This is a genomic window from Bacillus sp. LL01 (assembly GCF_001037965.1).
Genome location: NZ_LFEL01000001.1, coordinates 533,612 through 555,772, shown reverse-complemented (window position 1 = coordinate 555,772; position 22,161 = coordinate 533,612). Strand labels below are relative to the sequence as shown.

Genomic DNA, 22,161 nt, shown 5'->3' with positions numbered 1-22,161 from the left:
TGGAGGCTCTTCCTGCAGAATTTAATAAGGGGGTTTTATTTAATGGAAAAAGAAGTGAGAATTCTAGTAGTGGATGACGAGGATCGGATTAGAAGATTGTTGAGAATGTATTTGGAAAGGGAAAGCTATGTTATCGAAGAGGCGGACAATGGACATTCAGCACTTGAACTTGCGATGGAAAAAGAGTACGATGTCATCCTTTTGGATATTATGATGCCTGGCATGGACGGGATGGAGGTTTGTAAAGAAATCAGGGAAAAGAAAGCTACCCCTATCATCATGCTGACAGCTAAAGGGGAAGAGACAAATCGTGTGCAGGGATTTGAAGTGGGAACAGATGATTACATCGTGAAGCCTTTCAGTCCAAGAGAAGTAGTGCTACGTGTGAAAGCGTTGTTACGCCGCTCATCTAGTACGACTTTCCTAACTACTGAGACGACAACAAAGGACGTCATTGTTTTTCCTCATTTGACGATTGACAATGATGCACATCGTGTGACATCCGATGGAAAAGAGGTAAACCTGACACCAAAAGAATATGAACTTCTTTATTTCCTGGCTAAATCCCCGGATAAAGTATTTGACCGTGAGCAATTGTTGAAAGAAGTATGGCAGTACGAATTCTTCGGAGATTTACGTACGGTCGACACACATGTTAAACGTCTACGAGAGAAATTGAACAAGGTATCCGAACCTGCCTCAAAAATGATTGTAACGGTATGGGGCGTAGGCTATAAATTCGAGGTTGGCAATGAATCATGATTTGGAGAAGTGTTGTAGGTAAGCTTTGGCTTACCGTTTTACTTTTAGTTTCCTTTGTATTATTTGTATTGACCATCCTTTTGCTCGAGTTCTTTGAGAACTACCATGTGCAGGAAGCAGAGAAGGACTTGACACAAGCTGCCAGTAAAATCTCTCTTATACTGGAACAGCATGAAGGCATGGAGCTATCAAAATCCATCGCTTGGGAGCTTGTGGATGAAGCATCAAGAGTGGTGATCTTTACAGATAAAGGGGAATATTCCCATTCCCCGAACCCTGAAATTGATCATCTTCCTGCAGAATTTTTTCTGAACGACCCAGAGCTTTCCCTTGTATTTGATGATCAGCCGATTGTTACTAAAAAAACTTACCTGCCGGACCTTAATATAATAGACGAAATGCATGGGGAAGTGATGATTGTTGGAATACCTCTCCATATTGACAAAAATAAGGATGGAGCCGTATTTGTCTACCAGTCACTCCTTGCCATTAAAGAAACGACCAAACAGACGACTAAACTGATTTTGCTTGCAGCAGGTTTTGCCATTTTTCTTACTACCATCTTTGCATTCTTTTTATCAACGAGAATTACTGCACCTCTCAGAAACATGAGAGAAGCTGCCTTTGAGGTAGCACGAGGAAAGTTTGACACAAAAGTACCTATTTTGACGTCAGATGAAATAGGTGAACTTGGGATGGCGTTCAATCAAATGGGGCGGCAGTTGAAGTTTAATATTAATGCATTGAACCAGGAGAAAGAACATCTAGCCAACATCCTTAGTAGTATGGCGGATGGAGTAATCACTTTGAACCGTGATGGTACCATTCTTGTAACAAACCCCCCTGCTGAGAAATTCTTGCAGGCATGGTTCTATCAAGAAGGTAATGCAAGTGGTGAAAACCTTCCTGGTGAAGTGAAAGAAATGTTCCAGCGCGCCATATCTGTTGAAAAAGAGCAAAGTATCGAGCTGACCTACCAAGGGCGCAATTGGGTGATTGTGATGAGTCCTTTATACACCCAGACCCATATCCGAGGAGCAGTTGCTGTTATTCGTGATATGACAGAAGAGAGAAGGCTTGATAAGCTTAGAAAAGACTTTATTGCCAATGTTTCTCACGAACTTCGCACACCTATTTCAATGTTGCAGGGGTACAGCGAGGCAATTGTGGATGATATAGCCGGAACTGAAGAAGAGAAAAAAGAATTGGCTTCCGTCATCTATGATGAATCATTGCGAATGGGAAGACTTGTAAATGATCTTCTTGATTTGGCAAGAATGGAGGCAGGTCATATTTCCTTGAATTATGAAGATGCTAACGTTACTGCATTCGTTGAAAAAATCACAAGGAAGTTCCAGGGATTGGCAAAGGAAAAAGCGATTATCCTACAATCCCATGTAGAAGGAGAAGGCTTCATTGAAATGGATGTTGATCGTATGGAACAGGTTATGACAAATCTTGTGGATAATGCAATTCGTCACACTGCGGACGAAGGAAGCATTACAATCAATGTCAAAATGATGAACAAAGGTGTGAAAATCGATGTAAAGGACTCGGGGCATGGTATTCCCGAAGAAGATCTTCCATTTGTGTTTGAACGGTTCTATAAAGCGGACAAGGCACGAACAAGAGGACGTGCAGGAACTGGTCTTGGATTGGCAATTGTGAAAAATATAGTAGATGCACATCAAGGAACCATTTCCGTACATTCAAAAGAAAATGAAGGAACGACATTTTCCATCTTTATTCCGCAAAAGCTGAATTAATATGCTGAGCAATAGCGAAAAATCTTGTTTTGTATGAAACATTATCTTGTCAAGCTTAGGCATATCTTGTAATATGAAGATTAGCAAACTAAATAGCTAACGATTAGTTGGTGTCACAATTGTGACTTAAAAGGGAATTTGGTGAAATGCCAAGACTGTCCCCGCAACTGTAAATGTGGACGAAATGAGGTAACCACTGTATGAATGGGCTTAAAAAATTAGGTCCCCATATGGGAAGGCTCAAAGTAGGAGGAAGCATAAGTCAGTAGACCTGCCAATAATCACACCAGTTTCAATACTTCGGGGGTTGAGTAGGAGAGACGGCACAACTTTGTTTTTTTATTGTATGAATATGCCGTTATCACCTCATCCTGAAAATTGGATGGGGTTTTTTGTTTGCTCAGAACCTATCTAGAGGGGAGACAACGAAGAAAGACAGGATGAGAACTAAGATTACAATTGTTCCAGAGTGTTACCAATTAACTTACATAAGGGGAAATGAATGATGAAAAAGTACTTACTTACTTTACTAACAGCACTTATACTTGCACTAGCAGGCTGTGCAGATGCTACAAATGAAGCGAACCAGAATGCAAACAATACGGCACCGGCCGAAGAGCAACAGGAAAATCAACTGGCAACATCAATAAAACTGACTAAAGAAGGCGAAGAAGTCATCAGCGAAGACACGTTTGAGTTTGAAGAGGGTGAATCCCTGATGGAGGTCATGGAACGTAACTATGATCTTACAACAGGATTCGGTGGAGACTTCATTGTTGGAATTGACGGCCTGGGTTCAGAAGAAGAATCAGATTATTATTGGAACATTTCTGTAAATGGGGAAAGTTTAATGGTAGGAGCAAGTGATTATACATTAGAGGAGAACGACGAAGTACATTTCGATTATCAAAAGGTGGAATAAAAATGACTACCAAAAAGATAGCTTTACTGGGAATGTTGATCGCCCTTTGCGTCGTTGGAAGAATCGCTTTTTCTTCCGTTCCTAATGTACAGCCGGTTACAGCCATAATAATAATATGTGCTTTTTGGATGGGCCCGTTAGCTGGAGTCATCCTTGCAGTTGGGACCACTTTTGCCACCAACCTGGTCTTGGGTTCAGGAATGTGGACCATCACACAGATCTTTGCTTGGTCCGTTATCGGCTTATTAAGTGGAGCTATCGGAATTTGGTTTAAAAAAATCCCAGTGTTTTTACTATCTCTCTACGCAGGATTATGTGGATTGTTTTTCGGCCTAGTGTTTTCCATTCAGAACATGGTAGTGGGCGGCGTTCCTTTTCTCCCCTATTATCTGGCTGGCTTGCCGTTTGATATAAACCATGCTGTTGGGAATGTCGTATTTTTCATCGTGTTGTACCCAATTCTCTCCAAACTGCTTAACGAAAAGGCGTCTTTTATAGTAAAAAGGAAGAATGATCTTACGGAGTATCAGGTGAACAGCATGTATAAGAAATGAAATTGGAGCGTCATGACCTGGTGGGTTGTGGCGCTCTTTTAATTAGGCTCTTTTAATTAGGCTCTTTTCTCATAGATTGTTGGTTCTGGGTCGAAATATGTATACAACAAGTGGGAAAACCCCTACAAAAAACCCTATAATCCCTAAAAGACATCCATTATACTAAAAGAATAGCTCTGTTAAAGGATCTAATTGATTTTAGCAATATTTAGCTGGTGATTGGAGCGAAAGGCGAAGACTCCGGCGGGAGGTAGCGCTTGGTGGAGACCCCGCAGGCTTGCCGAGGAGGCTCCAGCAGCGCCCCGCGGAAAGCGAAGCCATTCGCGGAAATCAACAGCGGTTTTTAACCACAAAGCAAAATAATAAGAGAAGAGAAATTTGCAAGAAAAAAGTCCCAAAAAACTACTAGTCAGATTGTAATTTTTTTAATATATTTGTAATGTAACTTTTTCACTATAATATGCGACTAATGAAATGAACGGAGGGAAACTATGAATACCGTTTTTCAAGAGCTCTATGAAAAATATCACCAGGATGTTTATCAATTCTTATATTATATGGTGAACAACAAGGAGCAAGCGGAAGACCTCGTTCAAGAAGTTTATATAAAAGTTTTGCGTTCATATGATCGTTTCGAAGGGAAAAGCAGCGAAAAAACCTGGCTGTTCTCCATAGCCAAGCATGTTGCCATCGATTCCTTCCGTAAACATAAAGGATGGAAAAACAAACTACTTGAAACTTTTGACTGGAATAAACAGCAAGTCAGAGATCATGCTCCACTGCCGGAAGAGATAGCTCTTCAAAATGAACAGGTTCAACAAATGTACCGGTGCTTGGATAAATGCAAAGTCGATCATCGACTAGTCCTTGTTCTGCGGTACATACAGGCCTTATCTATCCAAGAAACTGCCCAGATACTTGGGTGGACAGAAAGTAAGGTGAAAACAACTCAGCATAGAGCCTTAAAGGTCTTAAAGGCTTATATGGAAGAGCTTCAAGAGAAAGGAGGAAACAGCAATGCGTCATAATGATGAAGACCAAATGGAAAAGCTTTTGAGGCAAATGCCTAAAATTAAAGATGATCGTGACCCGAAACAAATATATAAAGAGATTCAACCTAAGCTGATAAGTGCTCCACGCCGACCGAAAATAGTTCCTGCAATCGCTATGGTGGCAGCTCTAGTTATTCTAGCTATAATCGGACCGATGTTTATAAATAACATGCAATTTGATATGAGTTTAAGTGGATCTGACGCAAATAGCGGATCAGAAGAAAGCATGGATATGGCTACAATGAATGCGGATGAAAACTCAGATGATTCTGGAAATGAAACGGAAACCTCCCGTCAACACATGAGTGAAGAGGAAGAAGCCGCAAACAAGGATGAAACAGAAGTAAGTGACTTTGCAGCTGTCGAAAAAATGACTACAGATGGGAAAAGCTTTGTTGTTCCGTTTTATAATGAGGCTGAGGAATATGCTGTGACAATAGGAGTATCGTTGAAAGAGGCTGACAGCTATGAACATGGTGGATCTACGACGCCATTAACAGTGATTGTGCCGCGGAATGAAAATGACACATTCATCGATGCTCTCAATAAGGTCCGAGGAAAAATTGCATACGAGGAATATGGGACAGAGTCGCCGTTTATTAATGACAATGTAAAAGTGACTGAAGGTGACCTAGGATCTGAAAAACCTATACCTGTCCTAGATGTAACTGAAATGGCTAAAGGTTTATCAACCTATCAAGACATTCTGTTCTTTAAAGAACTTAGCGACACATTCAGCAATAAATACACTCATTTCTTATTTAGTATTAATGGATCAACTAAAGGTGTGGAAGTAGGCAAGGATGTATATGATGGTCCTGTAGCATTCCAGCATAAAAATAAAAGGGCTTACTTCAAATACCATACAGGAAGTATACCGTTACTTGTACCAGGACATGAACGTTTCATAACAATCGCAGATGCTCTTACGGCGATGACCAGTGCACCGGAGCAGGCGGATTCCAGTAAGCTCGAGCCATCCATTCCAGATTCGGTGAAAGTGGAAGGATTGGCGTTGGAGAGTGATGGAGCTGTTGTTCGAATTAAGTTGTCAGATAGCAGCGTACTTGAAAATAATGACGAAACCATCTTTGCGCTTGAGGCAATGTTGATGGTAGCAAAAGAATTCGGATTAAGGGGTGTGGTCTTTGAATCTTCCCAAAGTGGAACGATTGGTACTATCACACTCAATGAAGAGGTCAGTGTGCCTGTTTCACCTAATCCAATACCGTATAGTGAGTAAGTAAAAAAGCGTGCTGATGTGCACGCTTTTCTACTTGAAGTGGAGGGAAGGGCGTTTGACGAAGGCTGGCGACTTGTAAGACGATCCCACAGGTGGTCAAAAAGTGCAGTAAATCTCTATTTTAGATTAGGAAGGATGTCTTCGTGGCATTCTTCTTATTAAGTTTCCGTGAATTCTGAAAATACCCCCCAAACTTTTTTAGATTAATAGTATAATTAGCAAAAAAGAAGAGAGGGGAATTGAATCACATGCTTACAGATTACCATAATCACTTAGAGCGAGGTACACTAACACTTGACTACCTTAAAGAGTTTATAACAGTTGCCAGGCAAAAGGATATTCAAGAGTTTGGCATATCGGAACACGCCTATCATTTCTATCAGACAAAGGATATCCTAAGTAACCCTTGGGTAGAAGAACGCCGATACTATGATATGGCGGATTATTACCAGCTGTTTCAGCAGGCATGGAACCAGGATATCAACGTGAAAATGTCCATAGAAATGGATTACACACCAGGCAAGCATGCTGAGATGAAAAAGTTCATGGATACTTATCCGTTTGACTATGTGATCGGTTCCATACACTGGGTAGAAGACTTCGGTATTGATTTGGCAGAATTCAGAAAAGAGTGGGATCGCCGTGATACATATGAGGTGTACTCTAAATACTTCGATCAGGTTGTCACACTTGCTCAGTCAAACATGTTCGACATAATCGGCCACTTGGATTTAGTGAAGATCTTTAAATATGTGCCAAAGGATGAAGAGTTTCTTTTAGAGCAATACGATAGGGCATCGACTGCGCTTGCTGATTCCAAGACCTGTGTAGAGATCAGTACTGCCGGGTTAAGAAAGCCCATTGGCGAGCTTTACCCGGATAAACGTTTATTGCAAATGTGTTATGACAAAAAAGTGCCGATTGTCCTATCATCAGATGCTCATGTTCCTGAGCATGTAGGTGCTGATTATGACCAGGCCATTGAGCTTGCGAGAGCAGTTGGATATAGAACCGTTATGACGTTCAATAAGGGTGAGCGGGTAGAGAAAGAGTTGGGGTGAATAAATGTAAAAGCAGGACAGAAAAATGAACAATTTTTCTGTCCTGCTTTTTTTATGAGATTAAGTTTTACAACTCCAACATAATCGCGGAAGAGATGTCCGGTATGGAAAGGATTTCATCAACAAGGGACTTTTCCAACGGTTGGTCAAAGGAGAGCATCATGATCGCCTTTCCGCCTTGCAGCATGCGGCCTACATGCATCGTTGCAATGTTTGTCTCGTGCTTGCCAAAAATGTTTCCAAGCTGTCCGATAACACCGGGGCGGTCTTTATGCTGAACATAAAGCAAATGCCCAATAGGAGCAAAATCAATGTCAAATCCATTCATATGAACAATTCTAGCTCCGTATCCTTCAATGAATGTCGCTCTTATAACAAGGTGTACATCTTTCCCTTTTGCTTCCACTTGTATGATATTAGAATAACCATAGCTATCGGCTGTATGTTTTTCCCCGTAGTTGATGCCTCGTTCTTTAGCAATAGTTGCGGCATTTACTTCATTAACCGTTGTATCGACCCGGTTACGTAAAAAACCAGCTATGACACTCTTTGTCAGAATGGAAGTTTCCCACTCTGTAATTTTCCCTGCATAGGTTGCAACGATTTCCTCAATAGGTGTTTTGGCAGATTGAGAAAGGATGGAGCCGACTGTCTTTCCAAGCTGATAAAATGGCTGAATCTTCTTATAGATCTCCTTCGGTATGGTGGGAAGGTTAATGCTTGTATTAACAGATTGCCCATTTAAATAGTCCAAGACGTCTTTGGAAACTTGGTATGCAACGTTGTATTGAGCCTCCTTTGTGGATGCACCCAAATGAGGAGTAACAATTACATGTTCATGCTCCACCAGGTCACGGTTGGTAGGAGGCTCCACTTCGAAAACATCAAGGGCAGCACCTGCAACATGCCCGGTGTTTAAGTGATGTATAAGGGCTTCTTCGTCAATGATACCGCCGCGGGCACAGTTCACAAGATAGACGCCTTCTTTCAAAGAAGGGATGTTGTCTTTGTTAAAAAGGCCTTTCGTTTCCTTCGTGAGAGGGGTATGTACCGTAATGATATCGGCCTCCTTCATCACTTCATCCAAAGGCAAGGAGGTGACACTTAATTTCTCAGCGCGTGTTTCTGTCAAAAATGGATCGTACACCACGACTTTCATCTGGAAAGCTTTCGCCCGTTTGGCTATTTCGCTACCAATACGACCGAAACCGACAATTCCTAGAGTTTTTCCGAAAAGCTCTGTACCGATAAATTTCTTGCGGTTCCATTGTGCTCCTTTCACATTCATATTGGCTTGTGGAATGTGACGGACCAAGGAAGATATCATGGCAAAGGTATGCTCCGCTGTTGAAATCGTATTACCATCTGGCGCGTTAACAACCACGACACCACGTTTGGTAGCAGCCTGTATATCTATATTGTCAACCCCGACTCCGGCTCTTGCAACTACCTGGAGGTTAGGAAGGGAGACGAGAAGATCCTCATCCACTTGTGTTGCACTGCGCACAAGCAGAGCTTGAATGTCCTCCGGGTTATAAGTGTCCTCTTCCCGGTCTTTCCTATATACTCTGACGTTCTCCGCTTCCAAAAGTGGAGTCAGTCCTTCTGAACTAATTGAATCTGCAACAAGCACGTGAAACATAAAAGCTATCCCTCCAAAGTTTTATAAAATTTCTGATAACTTATCATCTAAAAAGGGGACTGTCAATAACTTTGAGATAGGTCGAACCTATGTAAGCGCTTATTGTTTCAAAACTCCTATAAAAAATGAATACAGGTTCATTTCTCTTTCCTTTTTACTATTTTACGAGTATAATAAATTCGTAACTAAATAATATGATCTATCTTCGGGGCAGGGTGAAATTCCCGATCGGCGGTGATGAGATTTAAATTCTCTAAGCCCGCGAGCCTTTTTGGGGCAGGATTTGGTGAAATTCCAAAGCCGACAGTATAGTCTGGATGGGAGAAGATGGAGGTTCAAAGTAGTTGAAAATTTTTCATTTTCAACGCTTGTTTCTTGATGCCTTCAAAAACTCCCGTTTGTTGAAATTGACAAACGGTTTTTTCGTGGCATGGAATCAAGAAGTAACAGGTAACTTTGAAATCTCTCTTTTCGTACGAGGTGGATCTCCATTTGAAAAGGAGAGAGAAGAAATGAATCAATCAAAACGCATCAAAAAGATGGTAACAGTCGGGATGTTAAGCGGTATATCTTATCTGCTTATGTGGTTAAGCTTTCCACTGCCTTTGTTGCCGCCATTTTTATCTGTGGACTTCAGTGACGTTCCTGCATTGCTTGCTGCAATCATTTTTGGGCCAGTTGCAGGTATTACAGTTGAGGCAATTAAGAACATTCTACATTATATCGTACAGGGTAGCATGACCGGTGTTCCTGTCGGACAGCTGGCCAATTTTACTGCAGGAGTACTCTTCATTTTACCGACTTACTTTATATTCAATAAAATCCGTACCACTAAAGGATTGGGACTTGGTTTAGTTGTTGGAACTCTATCCATGGCAGTGTTTATGAGTATTCTGAACTATTATATCTTCTTGCCGGCGTTCACTTATTTCTTGAATGTCCCAACAGGATCTTCTGCACAAATGATTGAAGGAATTGTAAAGGGTATATTGCCTTTTAATATTATAAAAGGGCTGATTGTCACGTTCTTGTTCTTGTTGCTTTATAAGAAGCTGGCAATATGGCTTGACCGTCAGTTGGAAGTGAAAAACGTATAAGAAGGGGCCGCAGACTCGTGTTATGAGCTTTGCGGTCTTTTGTTTGATGATTTGTTTAACTCCTGTAGATTTCCGTTCCAGGTGTTCGCTTTCCGCGGGGCGGTGCTTGAGCCTCCTCGGCAAGCCTGCGGGGTCTCAAGTCTACCGCTACCTCCCGCAGGGCTGAAGAATTCAAAAAAACCACAATCCCAATCGGATCGTGGTTCTCATTAATTACTATTCAAACTTTAATGCGTCGCCGTCGAATGGATCATCAGCAATTTTGATGGAATCAGTAGGGCAACCTTCGAAAGCATCCATCATGTCATCTTCTAATACATCAGGAATCTCAACAATTCCTTGGTTGTCATCTAATGTTACGAAAGCGATGCCTTCATCGTCATAATCATAGATGTCTGGAGCAGCAGCACCACATGCGCCGCACGCGATACAAGTATCTTTGTCAACAATCGTATATTTTGCCATGAAAATAAACCTCCCAATTAGTAACTAGTCAATAGATTGAACGTTTCCAATTATTAGTTGGAAACGAATTCCTCATATTTTATATTGTAAAGATGTTTTCCCGACTTTTCAATAGAAAAATCAATGAGAATGCTTATCACATAAGGGTTCAAACAAGATATTATTAGATTACCCGACGAAAAGATGGGATAAACATGTCGCACTTTACAAAATTTTGATAAAATGACTGTAGGGGAAGAAAGGTGTAGAATCTTGATGAAATCATTCGAATTTTTGTGCTTGTTTTGCCTTCGTGCATTTTGCGGGGAGAGAAGCATTTCAGGCATATACCATTTACTTAGAGGTAAGAAATCTTCTCAAACCATACAAGATGCAAATATCTTTTCGTTGGGTATTCTCTATGGTCTTTTTCCGGACCTGAACAGAGATTTTCTTCTTCAGAATATTAAAGCCATAGCGTCACAAAATCAGATAGTTGAATTACAGGCAGATCATTATGAAGTAACGGAAAGAGGAATGGTTACATTAGCAGAGTATGAAAAAATGTACCCTTTGGCTCCTTACTTGAATGGATTTTCTTATAAAGATAAGAGTTCACTTTTTTGGAAAAGGTACTCTTTGCTTGTCCAAACATTGTCCAATCTTGCAGGAAGTGAAAGTTCTTTTCTTCCCATTCAGTATGAGGATACAGTTCAAAGATGGGTTAAAAACCATTTACTTCACCAAAAAGGCCGTTCCAAAGAGCAGTTGCTGCATGATTTATATCATGAGACAAATTGTTTACTCCAACAGGTAACAACATCTCAAGCCACTGTTTTCACGCTGATGTTGACAGGTCATCGACAGGTCGGAAGGACCGCGGAGCAGATTGCAAAAATTTTACACGGAGAATCTTTTTGGGTTCAAGTGGAAATTCAATCAGTTTTGCATTTTATCATCGGCAGCCTAGAAAAAGAAGAAGGTAAAGTGAAATACCCTTATCTACATTCTCTATGCCGTGACTTGTTGGCACGTCCGCAACTTACGGAAACCACGCAAAAAAGTTTGAAGTTGCTTAATCAAGGCTTAGACCTAAATGATATCGCCAAGGTTCGCAGGCTTAAGTTAAGCACTATTGAAGATCATATTGTTGAAATTGCCATGCATTCCAACCATTTATCTATAGAATCGTATGTCGAAAAGGAAATAATAGAAGAGATTAAAGAAGTCATTCACGACCTACATACACATCAACTTCGAAGGATCAAAGAAAAACTGACCAATCAGGATATCAGCTATTTTCAAATTAGATTAGTATTGACAAGGATGGTGGATGGCGATGAGTCTAGAGAATCTGCTAGAAGCTAAAACGGGTTTTTCATCCTTTAAATCAGGTCAAAAAGAAATAATGGAAGATGTCCTTGCTCATAGGGATGTCATTGCGCTGCTTCCTACAGGAGGAGGGAAATCTCTTTGTTATCAGCTTCCTGGTTATGTATTAAATGGTGCTGTCCTAATAGTTTCGCCTCTATTGTCATTAATGGAAGACCAAGTGCAGCAACTAAGGTCAAGTGGAGAAAAAAGTGTGATTGCTCTTAATTCGTTTCTATCTTTTTCAGAAAGAGAAAGGCTGTTATCGCTTGACTTGCAGGCGTATAAATTCATTTTCATTTCTCCTGAAATGCTCCAAGTAGATAAATGGCTGACAAAGCTTCAATCCATCCGAATCGCTCTGTTTGTAGTCGATGAGGCGCATTGTGTTTCACAATGGGGACACGATTTCCGAACGGATTATCTGAAATTGGGAAGAGTGAGAGAATTACTGGGCAAACCACCAAGTTTGGCTCTTACAGCTACAGCGACCAAAAACGTCATCAAGGATATATTCACCTTCTTGAATATGACTTCACCTTCCTTACACATCAATTCAGTGGACAGGCCAAATATTGCCCTGAAAGTGGAGCACCTAAGTAACAATCATGAAAAAAAAGAAAGATTGCTTGAACTGGTGCAAATGCTCAGGACTCCTGGAATAATCTATTTTTCAAGCAGAACCAAAACGGAAGAGATATGTGAGTTACTGCAAGAAAGCGGAATAGCACGTGTCGCCTACTATCATGCAGGATTACCTCAAGAACAGCGAATCTTGATCCAACAGCAGTTTCTAATGGATCAGATAGATATTATCTGTTGTACCAGTGCGTTTGGGATGGGCATAAATAAAAATAACGTACGATTTGTAATCCATTATCACCAGCCCACTCAACTCGAGTCGTATGTCCAGGAAATAGGTCGTGCCGGCAGGGGAGGAAACGAAAGCGTTGCGATATTATTAAAAAGTTTGGAAGACACAATGCTGCCAGAATTTATCATAGAAAATGAACTTCCCGACCCGGATTGGGTTTCTTACATTATCCAAGAGTTAGTTGTTGCCTATGGGCAGGTGACCAATACTTCAGTTGTGCCTCAAAAGGCATGGGTTGAAAGAGCACCGGAGCAGGAATCCCATTGGAAATATCTTTTCTTCCAATTGAATCTTTTCATAAAAGAACGCGGAAGGTTATCAAACGAGACAAAGAATGATTGCATAGCTTTCATTCAATCTAACATGGAGGGTCGGACTGAGGTCAAACGTATGAAACTAGAAGAGTTTAACCAATGGACTTCCGCCTCTACCTGCCGGCGACAAGAAATTCTTCTTTATTTTGATGAAGAACTAACCTCCACTCCGGTACAATGCTGTGATATTTGTGGTTTAGATCTGGATATATACACAGTGGATAAAAGTAATTTGTCAAATGAATTTGAGACATTCATTTCCTGGCAGAGTCTTTTGAAAAATATTTTTTGGCAGGAAGATGCAAAGTGAAAAACAAACAAGCAGAAATAATTAAACACATGAGTCCTAAAGAGCTTGTATATCACCTCTATCTATCACAACTAGCTTTTTTTATAATCGGATTGGTTCTTGCATTTATACTATTTGAAAACTTCGCTTCCTTCCTGAAAATACTGGAGTGGAACCTGATTGATTTCTTTGTAATTGGGACTCTAGTGGGAATAGCAGTTGTAGGTATGGATCTACTATTGATGAAACGGATACCGAAGGAACTTTTTGACGATGGCGGAATCAATGAAAAAATGTTTCAAACAAGAAGTGTACCTCATATCTTTTTTTTGGCATTCATCATTTCAGCTGCAGAGGAATTTTTGTTCCGAGGAGTGATTCAAACACATTTCGGTATCTGGGTGGCCAGTATCCTATTCGCCTTATTACATATCAGATATTTGCATAAATGGTTTTTATTCCTTTCAGTCGTATTATTAAGTTTCCTGATGGGATACCTTTTTGAAATTACAGGCAGTCTGTATGTCACCATATGGACGCATTTTCTGATTGATGTATTGCTCGCATTAAAGATTAGACATGATTATATAAAAAGAAAGACAATGATAAGGGCAGGAGTGGAGAAAGATGAATAATAACAAAGGGTTGGATCAGGCCGATGGTTTACGGGAAGAAGTACAAAAAGAAACAAACAGACTACCATCCAGAAGTGAACTTCATGCACAAAAAAGAAGCACAAAAACAAAATGGAAAATGAATTTTCCATTTGTCCGGCTGATTGGGGTGATGTTTCTACTTATTCCAATTAGTATTTTAGCTATACATTTTAATAATAAAGATTCCAATTTTCTGGATAAGATTTTCACCCCACCAGTGAAAAACGTGGAACCAATCTCTATGCCAAGGAATGTTTCAGCTGATACGGTTGAAAACAAAGATAATGATGAAGGAGTATCTGATGTAGAACAGATATCCACTAAAGAGGTTGCGAAAGAAAAAGATACAACCGAAATTAGTGAGGAAGCAAGCGGTCCTGGTAAACCTACAGAGGAAGAAGCCAATGTATCGGAGGAAACGAGTACTAGCGATACAAGTTCGGAATCTGAGCCGGTTGAGGAGCCTGTTGAAGAACAGCAGTCTGATGTGGAATATATTGAGCATATTGTGCAGGAAAGTGAAACCCTTTACCGTATATCAATGAAATATTTTAGCAGCAGAGAGGGAGAAAGAATTATTAGTAATCATAATAACTTGGTGAATGATCAGGTGATGGTCGGTCAGAAGCTGGTTATTCCGGTTAATAGATAAAATAATGAGTACGTCAATCTTTTGAGCAGGAAAGGAAATGTTTGTACTCCTTCCTGTTTTTTGTTTAAGAAAGCATATAATTCTGTTGATTTCCGTTCCAGGCGCTTCGCTTTCCAGCGGGCGGTCCGTAAGCCTCCTCACTCCGCCTGAGGTGACTTACCTGTCCCTTCCTCCCGCGGGAGTCTGCGCGCCTTCCACTACAATCAACAAGGTAATACCATACACCGAAAGGATAACTAAAAGCTATCTAAATGAGGTGACTGGTTTCTAGCTGTTGCTTGGAGCAAAAGGCGTAGACTCCAGCGGGGGAGTAGCGACAATCTTGAGACCCCGCAGGGAAGCCCGAGGAGGCTCAAGGTCGCCCCGCGGAAAGCGAAGTCTTTTGCGGAAAGCAACAGCGGTGTTGAACCAAAACCTAGAATTAAGTGCTTTTTCAGTGGCCTCGCGGTTTTTGCCCTGTTTTTCTTATTCACATTTAGGAATAAATCATACAGTACCCTCTTGTTGCATAATTTTTTAGTAGGACAGGTCAGAAAGAGGGGATATATTTGGAAGCGGTAATCAAAATGCTGAATCATCATACAGATGAAGCAACCAAACAGACTTTACAACTTCTTGTGAATAAAAAGCGCAAACAGGACACCTTCAAAAAAAGAGAGTGGAGGTGGAGGCTTTCCTGCTGTGTGACAGTAGGGTTATTCTTGGCCTATATCTACTTTTTTATATTTCAAAACTCGCCCTCTTACTCGGTAAGTATATCGTATTTTTTTGATCGGACTTTGCACTTTTGGATTGTTATGTTCATTGCTTTTCAGTTGGGAATGATTAAATACCTTCTTTACAAAAAAGATAAAGCAGAGAAAGAGTACCATGATCTTCGAAAAGAAGTGGTAAAGAGAAGTGATGATTACTGGTCCGAGGCTTCAGATTGGAAGCAGAGACATCTTGTTTTTGATATGATGAAAAAGGAATTTGATATAAATCTATACCATGAAACGAAATGATCTGACTTGTAACAACTCAAGATGTTTGTGATATAGTTGCGATAACATGCTTTCTGCAATTAACTACTTAATCCAAGAGGGGAAGTTTCATATGGTTTGGTTCCTATTGGGAGTGGTCGCTCTTTTGGGAGTTGCACTTCTTTTTTTTATGTACAATCAGGCAAAACAAGAAAATGTGCTAGAGCAGACACTCGCTTTTTCAGAGTTTCCGGCTAGCTTTGGGAAGGTTAGGGTCTTCTTCATTTCCGACATCCATAAGCGGAAAATTGATTCGGACTTTATCGGAAGAATAGAAAATATAGATGTGGTCGTGATTGGTGGGGACCTTACAGAGAAAAAAGTACCCTTCAAGCAGGTCGCCGAAAATATTAAACAGTTGAAAAAACTCGGCCTCGTCTTTTTTGTATGGGGAAACAATGACTATGAAGTAGATTATCATGAATTGGATTCATTGCTTTTGCAACATGGTGTCAAAATACTTGATAACAAAAGCTTCCTTTTTGAAAGTGATGGGGGAGATAAGTTGGAAATACTGGGAGTAGACGATATGGTGCATGAGAGGGACCGTCTGGAAGTAGCAATGGAGGAAAGCCATGAGGACAGCTTCAAGATATTGGTGTGTCATGAACCTGAAATCGTTGAAAAGTTTTCTGGTAAAGAAAAGATCAGCCTTGTATTGAGTGGACATACACATGGTGGTCAGATAAGGATATTCGGTTTCGGCCCTCATGAAAGAGGAAGCATCACTCATTTGCCTTACACCACATTATTAATCAGTAATGGATATGGAACTTCGTTGGTACCGCTTCGATTAGGTGCGCCACCTGAAACGCATATACTTACCATCACTACCCGAGCAGAGTCCTGATTTTATCAGGACTCTCTTTTTTTAGGTAATACCCTATCCAAAACCTATACAAAGTTTACACACCCAATTTCGTACTATATAATTCAGGTAGTGGATTTTGATAGGAGAGAAAGGGATCTGTATGTTAAATAATGAAGGTAAGTACAATATTAAAGCAGCATCTAAAATGCTTGGCATCCAGCCGGGGACATTAAGAGCGTGGGAAAGAAGATACCAGATTATCGCTCCCGTCAGAAATGAGTCTGGACACCGCTTATACACGGAAGAACATATAAAGATACTTAAGTGGTTGATTCAGAAGGTAAACAAAGGATTTACCATTAGTCAAGCTGTTTCACTACTCGAAAAAAACAATCAAGGTCTATTGGAATCGGATCTCACACATACAGATCAAGAAGATTTATCTGTTGACTTACTTAATCAATTGATGGAAGCTCTTATGGAGTTCAATGAAGGGCAAGCGCATGAATTGATGGATAAGATTTTCAGTTTATATTCTGTTGAGAAGGTACTGATTGACATTTTAGGAACATTGCTCGTTAAGATAGGGGATATGTGGGAGAATAATGAAATTTCGAGTGCCCACGAACATTTTGCGTCTGCTTTCCTACGCTCACGTATCGGAATGATTCTTCACGGTTTACCTGTGAACGGGTTCCTGCCGAAGACTGTGTCTGTATGTGGACCGGGGGAATCGCATGAACTCGGCTTGCTTATATATACCCTTTTCGTAAGAAGAAAAGGATTTGAAACCATCTATCTAGGTACTAGCATTGCAGATGACGATATCCATATTGTGTTGAAAGAGATTCAGCCAAAATTTCTATTCCTCTCTTGTACCCTTTCCATCAACTTGCCTAAGACGTTGGAGATGGTGACAGGGCTTAAACGGCAATATCCAGAACTGATTATCGGTTTGGGTGGTAATGCTGTGGATAAAATGCCTGAAAACAAGAAACAGGAGTTTCATGATCATCTGATCGGAAATACGATGAAAGATTGGGAAGACTGGCTGAAGGTAAGGGTGAATTAAATTTCCTTTCTAACAATGGAAGTTCCCCACGAACCAACTTACACCTTTTATCATAAAATGTAAGAAGTTCAAGGAGTTAAAGGGTGTAAAGGTTGGGAGGAGTCTTTCATGCGGCTGGAACGGTTAAACTACAATAAGATAAAGATATTCCTCACTTTTGATGACTTGGAAGACCGCGGGTTGACAAAAGAGGATCTATGGAAGGATTCGCAAAAGGTTCATCAGCTGTTTCGAGACATGATTGATGAGGCTAGTGCGGAATTGGGATTTGAAGTGAGCGGATCGTTGAATGTGGAAGTCTATGCTCTTCAGGCGCAAGGGATGGTTGTGATTGTTACTTCTACCGGGCAGGAAGAAATAGAAGAGGAGTTCAACGACGATTATATAGAAATGCAAGTAACAGTTGACGAATGCCAAGAACTGTTTTTCGTATTTGAGTCCTTCGATCATCTTATCGACTTAGCAAAAAGGCTTCAATCTTTTCATATTCAAGGAGGTAGCATCTTTTCACATGATCAGATGTTCTACTTGCTGCTATTGGAGGACGATTTAGATATTAGGATGAACATGGATACATTGATTGCACTTTTATCTGAATATGGCACACCTTCCACAATGACCACTCATCGCGTGGAGGAATATGGAAAGAAATTGATGGAACATAATGCAATGGAGCAGTTGAATAAGTATTTTAATTAATATACAGCCTAATCTACATACAGTTTCTTGTAGTTTAGGCTGTTTGTATTTTCTGACAATTCTTACGTTTTGTAATCGGTTACATTTTTTTAATAAAAGTTTATTTTCCATCTTTGCATAAATGTACGGAAGGTGTATACTATGTCATGAAGATGGACTATTTCAATCTTATTATGTGAGACAATCTAGGAGGTTTACTTATGGTAGCCGAGAAAAGCAATGATAAAATGAATTCTAAAGAAGATAAGCTGGATGTATTAAAATCAACACAAGTTGTTATACATAAAGCCTTGGAGCGGTTAGGCTATCCTGAAGAAGTATATGAATTGCTAAAAGAACCGTTGCGCATGCTAACAGTGAAAATTCCGGTAAGAATGGACGACGGTTCCGTCAAAATTTTCACGGGTTATCGTGCCCAACATAATGATGCTGTAGGCCCGACTAAGGGTGGGATACGCTTTCATCCGAATGTTTCGGAAAAAGAAGTGAAAGCACTATCCATCTGGATGAGTTTGAAATGTGGTATTGTGGACCTTCCTTACGGTGGTGGTAAAGGCGGTATCGTCTGCGATCCACGTGAGATGTCCTTTAGAGAACTGGAAAGATTAAGCCGTGGATATGTACGTGCAATCAGTCAGATAGTTGGGCCGACGAAGGATATTCCGGCTCCTGATGTTTTTACAAACTCACAAATAATGGCTTGGATGATGGATGAATATAGCAGAATCGATGAATTTAATTCCCCTGGATTTATTACCGGGAAGCCATTGGTGCTAGGTGGATCTCATGGAAGGGAATCCGCAACAGCCAAAGGGGTTACAATCTGTATCCGAGAAGCGGCAAAGAAGAAAGGCATTAATATTGAAGGTGCTAAAGTAGTTGTACAAGGGTTCGGTAATGCGGGAAGCTATCTTTCCAAGTTCATGCATGATGCAGGCGCCAAAGTGGTAGGAATATCCGATGCCTATGGCGGACTTTATGATCCGAATGGTCTTGACATCGACTATTTACTGGACCGTCGCGACAGTTTTGGAACAGTAACAAAGCTTTTCAATAACACGATTACGAATAAAGAGTTGTTGGAACTTGATTGTGATATTCTAGTTCCGGCGGCTATAGAAAATCAAATTACAGAAGAGAACGCACACAATATTCGCGCGAAAATTGTGGTAGAAGCGGCTAATGGGCCAACTACCATTGAAGGTACACAAATACTGACTGATCGCGGAGTCCTTCTTGTACCTGATGTACTAGCCAGTGCTGGTGGAGTAACGGTTTCCTACTTTGAGTGGGTGCAAAATAACCAAGGCTATTACTGGACGGAAGAGGAAGTAGAAGAGAAGCTTGAAAAAGTGATGGTTAAATCGTTTAACAATGTTTACGATACAGCTCAAAGCCGCCGTGTAGATATGAGGCTATCCGCATACATGGTCGGTGCCCGAAAAATGGCCGAAGCGTCACGTTTCAGAGGCTGGATTTAATATTTGCTTAAGCTTTCACAATCCCCTATCATGTAGTGATAGGGGATTTTTAACGTATTGAGAATGCAGTAACCTTGTTGGAAAACCTGGAATGGAGACCAACAACACTACAAACAGAAATTAAATTTGTATTACGGAGTTGAACAACAGTGATAAACAGAGATGCCATAATAGTCGGAGGCGGCCCATGCGGCCTATCAGCAGCCATAGCACTTCAGGACGCCGGATTAACTCCACTTGTCATAGAAAAAGGAAATATAGTAAATGCAATCTATAATTATCCAACCCATCAGACCTTCTTCAGTTCAAGCGAAAAGCTAGAGATTGGTGAAGTTCCCTTTATAACCGAGAATAGGAAACCTGTGAGAATACAGGCGTTGACCTACTACCGAGAAGTGGTGAAAAGAAAGAAGATAGAAGTGAATGCTTTTGAGTTGGTGCAACGTGTAGAAAAGCTGGAAGACGGATCATTCGTTGTACATACTTCCAATCAAAAATATGCAACCAACTATGTAATCATTGCTACTGGTTATTATGATAATCACAATAAGCTCGATGTTCCCGGGGCGGATTTGGATAAAGTGTCGCATTACTTCAAAGAAGGACATCCATACTTTGATAAGCATGTCGTGGTGATAGGAGGTAAAAACTCCAGTGTGGATGCAGCCCTGGAGCTGGTAAATGCAGATGCACATGTTACCGTAATTTATCGAGGGGAAACCTACTCACCTAGTGTTAAACCTTGGATCCTTCCGGAGTTTGAAGCCCTGGTTCGTAACGGAACCATTAGAATGGAATTTGAATCACACTTGACTAGGATTACCGAAAAAGAAATTTCGTTTATGAACAAAGACGGGCAAGAGCAATCTATTTACAATGATCATGTGTTTGCCATGATCGGGTATCATCCAGATCACTCCTTTTTGACTAAAATGGGAATTGGAATTGATAAAGAAAGCGGCCGCCCAACCTTCAACGAAGAAACGATGGAAACCAATGTAAAGGGTATCTTTATTGCGGGTGTCATTGCAGCCGGCAACAATGCAAATGAGATTTTCATTGAAAACGGTCGTTTTCATGGCGGCATGATTGCGGAATGTATTAAAGGGCGAGAATAATTGTGGTTTTAGGGGAGCGCCGGTCGTCATAGAGGCCCCCAATGAGGACAAAGTGGAACCAACAAAGGAGTGCTCACAAATTAGTGGGCACTCCATTAGTTATACCATTATCTTAAAAAGAGATCCTGCAATTCCACCGGATCCCTCGTACTTTCAAGGGCTACCATGAGCTTGATTCGTGCTTTTTGTCCATTAAGTCCGTTGGAGAAGATGACACCCAACTCTTTCAATGTGCGGCCCCCTCCATCATAACCGTAAATATCTTGAACAATTCCGTTGAAACAACGGGAAACCATCACTACTGGAATATCTGCATCCCTGAGCGCCTTGATTCCTTCCATAGCAGTAGGAGGTATGTTCCCTTGGCCCAGCGCTTCCAATATGACCCCATCCACTCTCATATCCCTTAGAGCCTGGAATATACTTGAATCCATCCCGGCATATGCTTTCAAAAGCATGACGTTTTTCGTAACGCCCCCGGTGGCCACATGGTACTTATCCTCCGAGACAGGGGAGTGGTGGAAGAATGCTCCACGCTTAGTCACAATCCCTATAGGCCCATATTGAGGGCTCTGGAAGGTAGCGATATTAGAGGTGTGTGTCTTGGTCACATTTTTGGCGGTATGGACCTCATCGTTAAGAACAACAAGAACTCCTTTATTTTTTGCTTCCTCACTTGCAGCCACTTTTACGGAAGATAGGAGGTTATATGGCCCGTCAGATCCGATTTCATTACTGGAACGCATGGCGCCAGTCAAAACGATAGGGACCCGTGTTTGAACCGTTAAATCAAGGAAGAAGGCTGTCTCTTCTAACGTGTCCGTCCCGTGAGTTACTACAAAGCCTTCTATAGCGTTTTCAACAACCTGGTGATCAATGAACTTCGAAAGCTCCAGCATGTGTTTTGTTGTAATATGTGGAGAAGGAAGATTGAATAATTCATGACTGTCAATATCAATGTTGGAGTCTACTATTAATGGAATGGTGGTTAATGGGTTTCTTTCCCCTGGCGATACTGCTCCTGTCTGCTCATCCTCAGACATCGAGATGGTACCCCCTGTGTGAATAATCATTATTTTCTTTTTCATATTGAATGTCACCTCATCTATTTAGACTGTTTTCGTAAACTTTGTAGCTTTGTCGTATTAATAAGCTACTCGTTATATTCCTTTGAGAAAAGAGCCTTTATTTACAAACAATTTCCAAAAGTTTAGACATCTTATTTCATTAATTACGATAACATGATACGATAAAAAAAA

The 22,161-nt window shown here is 40.8% G+C and carries 21 protein-coding genes and 2 riboswitches; of the genes, 18 read left to right on the top strand and 3 right to left on the bottom strand.

Annotated elements, in window-relative coordinates:
- The first annotated feature begins 42 nt into the window (after positions 1 to 42).
- From AB685_RS02745 to AB685_RS02715, 7 genes are all read left to right on the top strand, one after another.
- Positions 43 to 762: a response regulator transcription factor gene (locus tag AB685_RS02745; protein ID WP_047969003.1), complete on the top strand. Its 720-nt coding sequence runs from the start codon at positions 43 to 45 to the stop codon at positions 760 to 762.
- Entirely contained in the window at positions 756 to 2,528 is a 1,773-nt protein-coding gene (locus AB685_RS02740) for an ATP-binding protein (protein WP_241773250.1), read from the top strand. Before AB685_RS02745 ends, AB685_RS02740 begins: the two co-directional genes overlap by 7 nt.
- A 91-nt stretch (positions 2,529 to 2,619) precedes the next feature.
- A riboswitch (cobalamin riboswitch) is annotated at positions 2,620 to 2,822 on the top strand.
- 208 nt (positions 2,823 to 3,030) lie between these two features.
- Positions 3,031 to 3,450: a DUF4430 domain-containing protein gene (locus tag AB685_RS02735; RefSeq protein WP_082153476.1), complete on the top strand. Its 420-nt coding sequence runs from the start codon at positions 3,031 to 3,033 to the stop codon at positions 3,448 to 3,450.
- Between the two features lie 2 nt (positions 3,451 to 3,452).
- Positions 3,453 to 4,004: an ECF transporter S component gene (locus AB685_RS02730; RefSeq protein WP_047969000.1), complete on the top strand. Its 552-nt coding sequence runs from the start codon at positions 3,453 to 3,455 to the stop codon at positions 4,002 to 4,004.
- Positions 4,005 to 4,495: 491 nt separating this feature from the next.
- Positions 4,496 to 5,032: an RNA polymerase sigma factor SigX gene (sigX, locus tag AB685_RS02725; RefSeq protein WP_047968999.1), complete on the top strand. Its 537-nt coding sequence runs from the start codon at positions 4,496 to 4,498 to the stop codon at positions 5,030 to 5,032.
- Entirely contained in the window at positions 5,022 to 6,299 is a 1,278-nt protein-coding gene (locus AB685_RS02720) for a hypothetical protein (protein ID WP_047968998.1), read from the top strand. The genes sigX and AB685_RS02720 overlap by 11 nt, the downstream gene beginning before the upstream one ends.
- A 248-nt stretch (positions 6,300 to 6,547) precedes the next feature.
- Entirely contained in the window at positions 6,548 to 7,360 is an 813-nt protein-coding gene (locus tag AB685_RS02715) for a histidinol-phosphatase (protein ID WP_047968997.1), read from the top strand.
- Positions 7,361 to 7,427: 67 nt separating this feature from the next.
- Here the strand turns inward: AB685_RS02715 and serA are convergent, their stop codons facing one another.
- Entirely contained in the window at positions 7,428 to 9,002 is a 1,575-nt protein-coding gene (gene serA, locus AB685_RS02710; protein WP_047968996.1) for a phosphoglycerate dehydrogenase, read from the bottom strand.
- A gap of 197 nt (positions 9,003 to 9,199) precedes the next feature.
- Positions 9,200 to 9,335, top strand: a riboswitch (FMN riboswitch).
- 179 nt (positions 9,336 to 9,514) lie between these two features.
- Between serA and AB685_RS02705 the strand changes: the two genes are divergently transcribed.
- Positions 9,515 to 10,099 (top strand): ECF transporter S component, encoded by a 585-nt coding sequence (locus AB685_RS02705; RefSeq protein WP_047969707.1) that lies wholly within the window; start codon positions 9,515 to 9,517, stop codon positions 10,097 to 10,099.
- Positions 10,100 to 10,315: 216 nt separating this feature from the next.
- On the opposite strand, the gene AB685_RS02700 is transcribed toward AB685_RS02705, so the two are convergent.
- Positions 10,316 to 10,564 (bottom strand): ferredoxin, encoded by a 249-nt coding sequence (locus AB685_RS02700; protein WP_047968995.1) that lies wholly within the window; start codon positions 10,562 to 10,564, stop codon positions 10,316 to 10,318.
- Positions 10,565 to 10,819: 255 nt separating this feature from the next.
- Between AB685_RS02700 and AB685_RS02695 the strand changes: the two genes are divergently transcribed.
- The 10 genes from AB685_RS02695 (at position 10,820) to AB685_RS02650 (ending at position 20,902) form a co-directional block, all read left to right on the top strand.
- The gene (locus AB685_RS02695; protein WP_047968994.1) at positions 10,820 to 11,911 is read left to right on the top strand and encodes a helix-turn-helix domain-containing protein; all 1,092 of its coding nucleotides are present in this window, start codon (positions 10,820 to 10,822) and stop codon (positions 11,909 to 11,911) included.
- A complete protein-coding gene (locus AB685_RS02690; protein ID WP_047968993.1) occupies positions 11,883 to 13,412 on the top strand; it encodes an ATP-dependent DNA helicase RecQ in 1,530 nt (509 codons plus the stop codon). Before AB685_RS02695 ends, AB685_RS02690 begins: the two co-directional genes overlap by 29 nt.
- Positions 13,409 to 14,026, top strand: coding sequence for a CPBP family intramembrane glutamic endopeptidase (locus tag AB685_RS02685; protein WP_047968992.1), 618 nt, complete (start codon positions 13,409 to 13,411; stop codon positions 14,024 to 14,026). Before AB685_RS02690 ends, AB685_RS02685 begins: the two co-directional genes overlap by 4 nt.
- Complete coding sequence (locus tag AB685_RS29655; RefSeq protein WP_053073703.1) at positions 14,019 to 14,699, top strand: LysM peptidoglycan-binding domain-containing protein; 681 nt, start codon at positions 14,019 to 14,021, stop codon at positions 14,697 to 14,699. Before AB685_RS02685 ends, AB685_RS29655 begins: the two co-directional genes overlap by 8 nt.
- A gap of 548 nt (positions 14,700 to 15,247) precedes the next feature.
- Positions 15,248 to 15,703: a DUF2663 family protein gene (locus tag AB685_RS02675; RefSeq protein WP_047968991.1), complete on the top strand. Its 456-nt coding sequence runs from the start codon at positions 15,248 to 15,250 to the stop codon at positions 15,701 to 15,703.
- Positions 15,704 to 15,794: 91 nt separating this feature from the next.
- The gene (locus AB685_RS02670; RefSeq protein WP_047968990.1) at positions 15,795 to 16,571 is read left to right on the top strand and encodes a metallophosphoesterase; all 777 of its coding nucleotides are present in this window, start codon (positions 15,795 to 15,797) and stop codon (positions 16,569 to 16,571) included.
- A gap of 121 nt (positions 16,572 to 16,692) precedes the next feature.
- Entirely contained in the window at positions 16,693 to 17,604 is a 912-nt protein-coding gene (locus AB685_RS02665; RefSeq protein ID WP_047968989.1) for a MerR family transcriptional regulator, read from the top strand.
- 108 nt (positions 17,605 to 17,712) lie between these two features.
- Positions 17,713 to 18,303: a genetic competence negative regulator gene (locus AB685_RS02660; protein WP_047968988.1), complete on the top strand. Its 591-nt coding sequence runs from the start codon at positions 17,713 to 17,715 to the stop codon at positions 18,301 to 18,303.
- Positions 18,304 to 18,503: 200 nt separating this feature from the next.
- Entirely contained in the window at positions 18,504 to 19,784 is a 1,281-nt protein-coding gene (locus tag AB685_RS02655) for a Glu/Leu/Phe/Val dehydrogenase (RefSeq protein WP_047968987.1), read from the top strand.
- Between the two features lie 149 nt (positions 19,785 to 19,933).
- Positions 19,934 to 20,902, top strand: a complete 969-nt coding sequence (locus tag AB685_RS02650; RefSeq protein WP_047968986.1) for a YpdA family putative bacillithiol disulfide reductase — start codon at positions 19,934 to 19,936, stop codon at positions 20,900 to 20,902.
- A 107-nt stretch (positions 20,903 to 21,009) separates the two neighbouring features.
- Here the strand turns inward: AB685_RS02650 and AB685_RS02645 are convergent, their stop codons facing one another.
- Complete coding sequence (locus AB685_RS02645; RefSeq protein ID WP_047968985.1) at positions 21,010 to 21,990, bottom strand: asparaginase; 981 nt, start codon at positions 21,988 to 21,990, stop codon at positions 21,010 to 21,012.
- Positions 21,991 to 22,161: the final 171 nt, after the last annotated feature.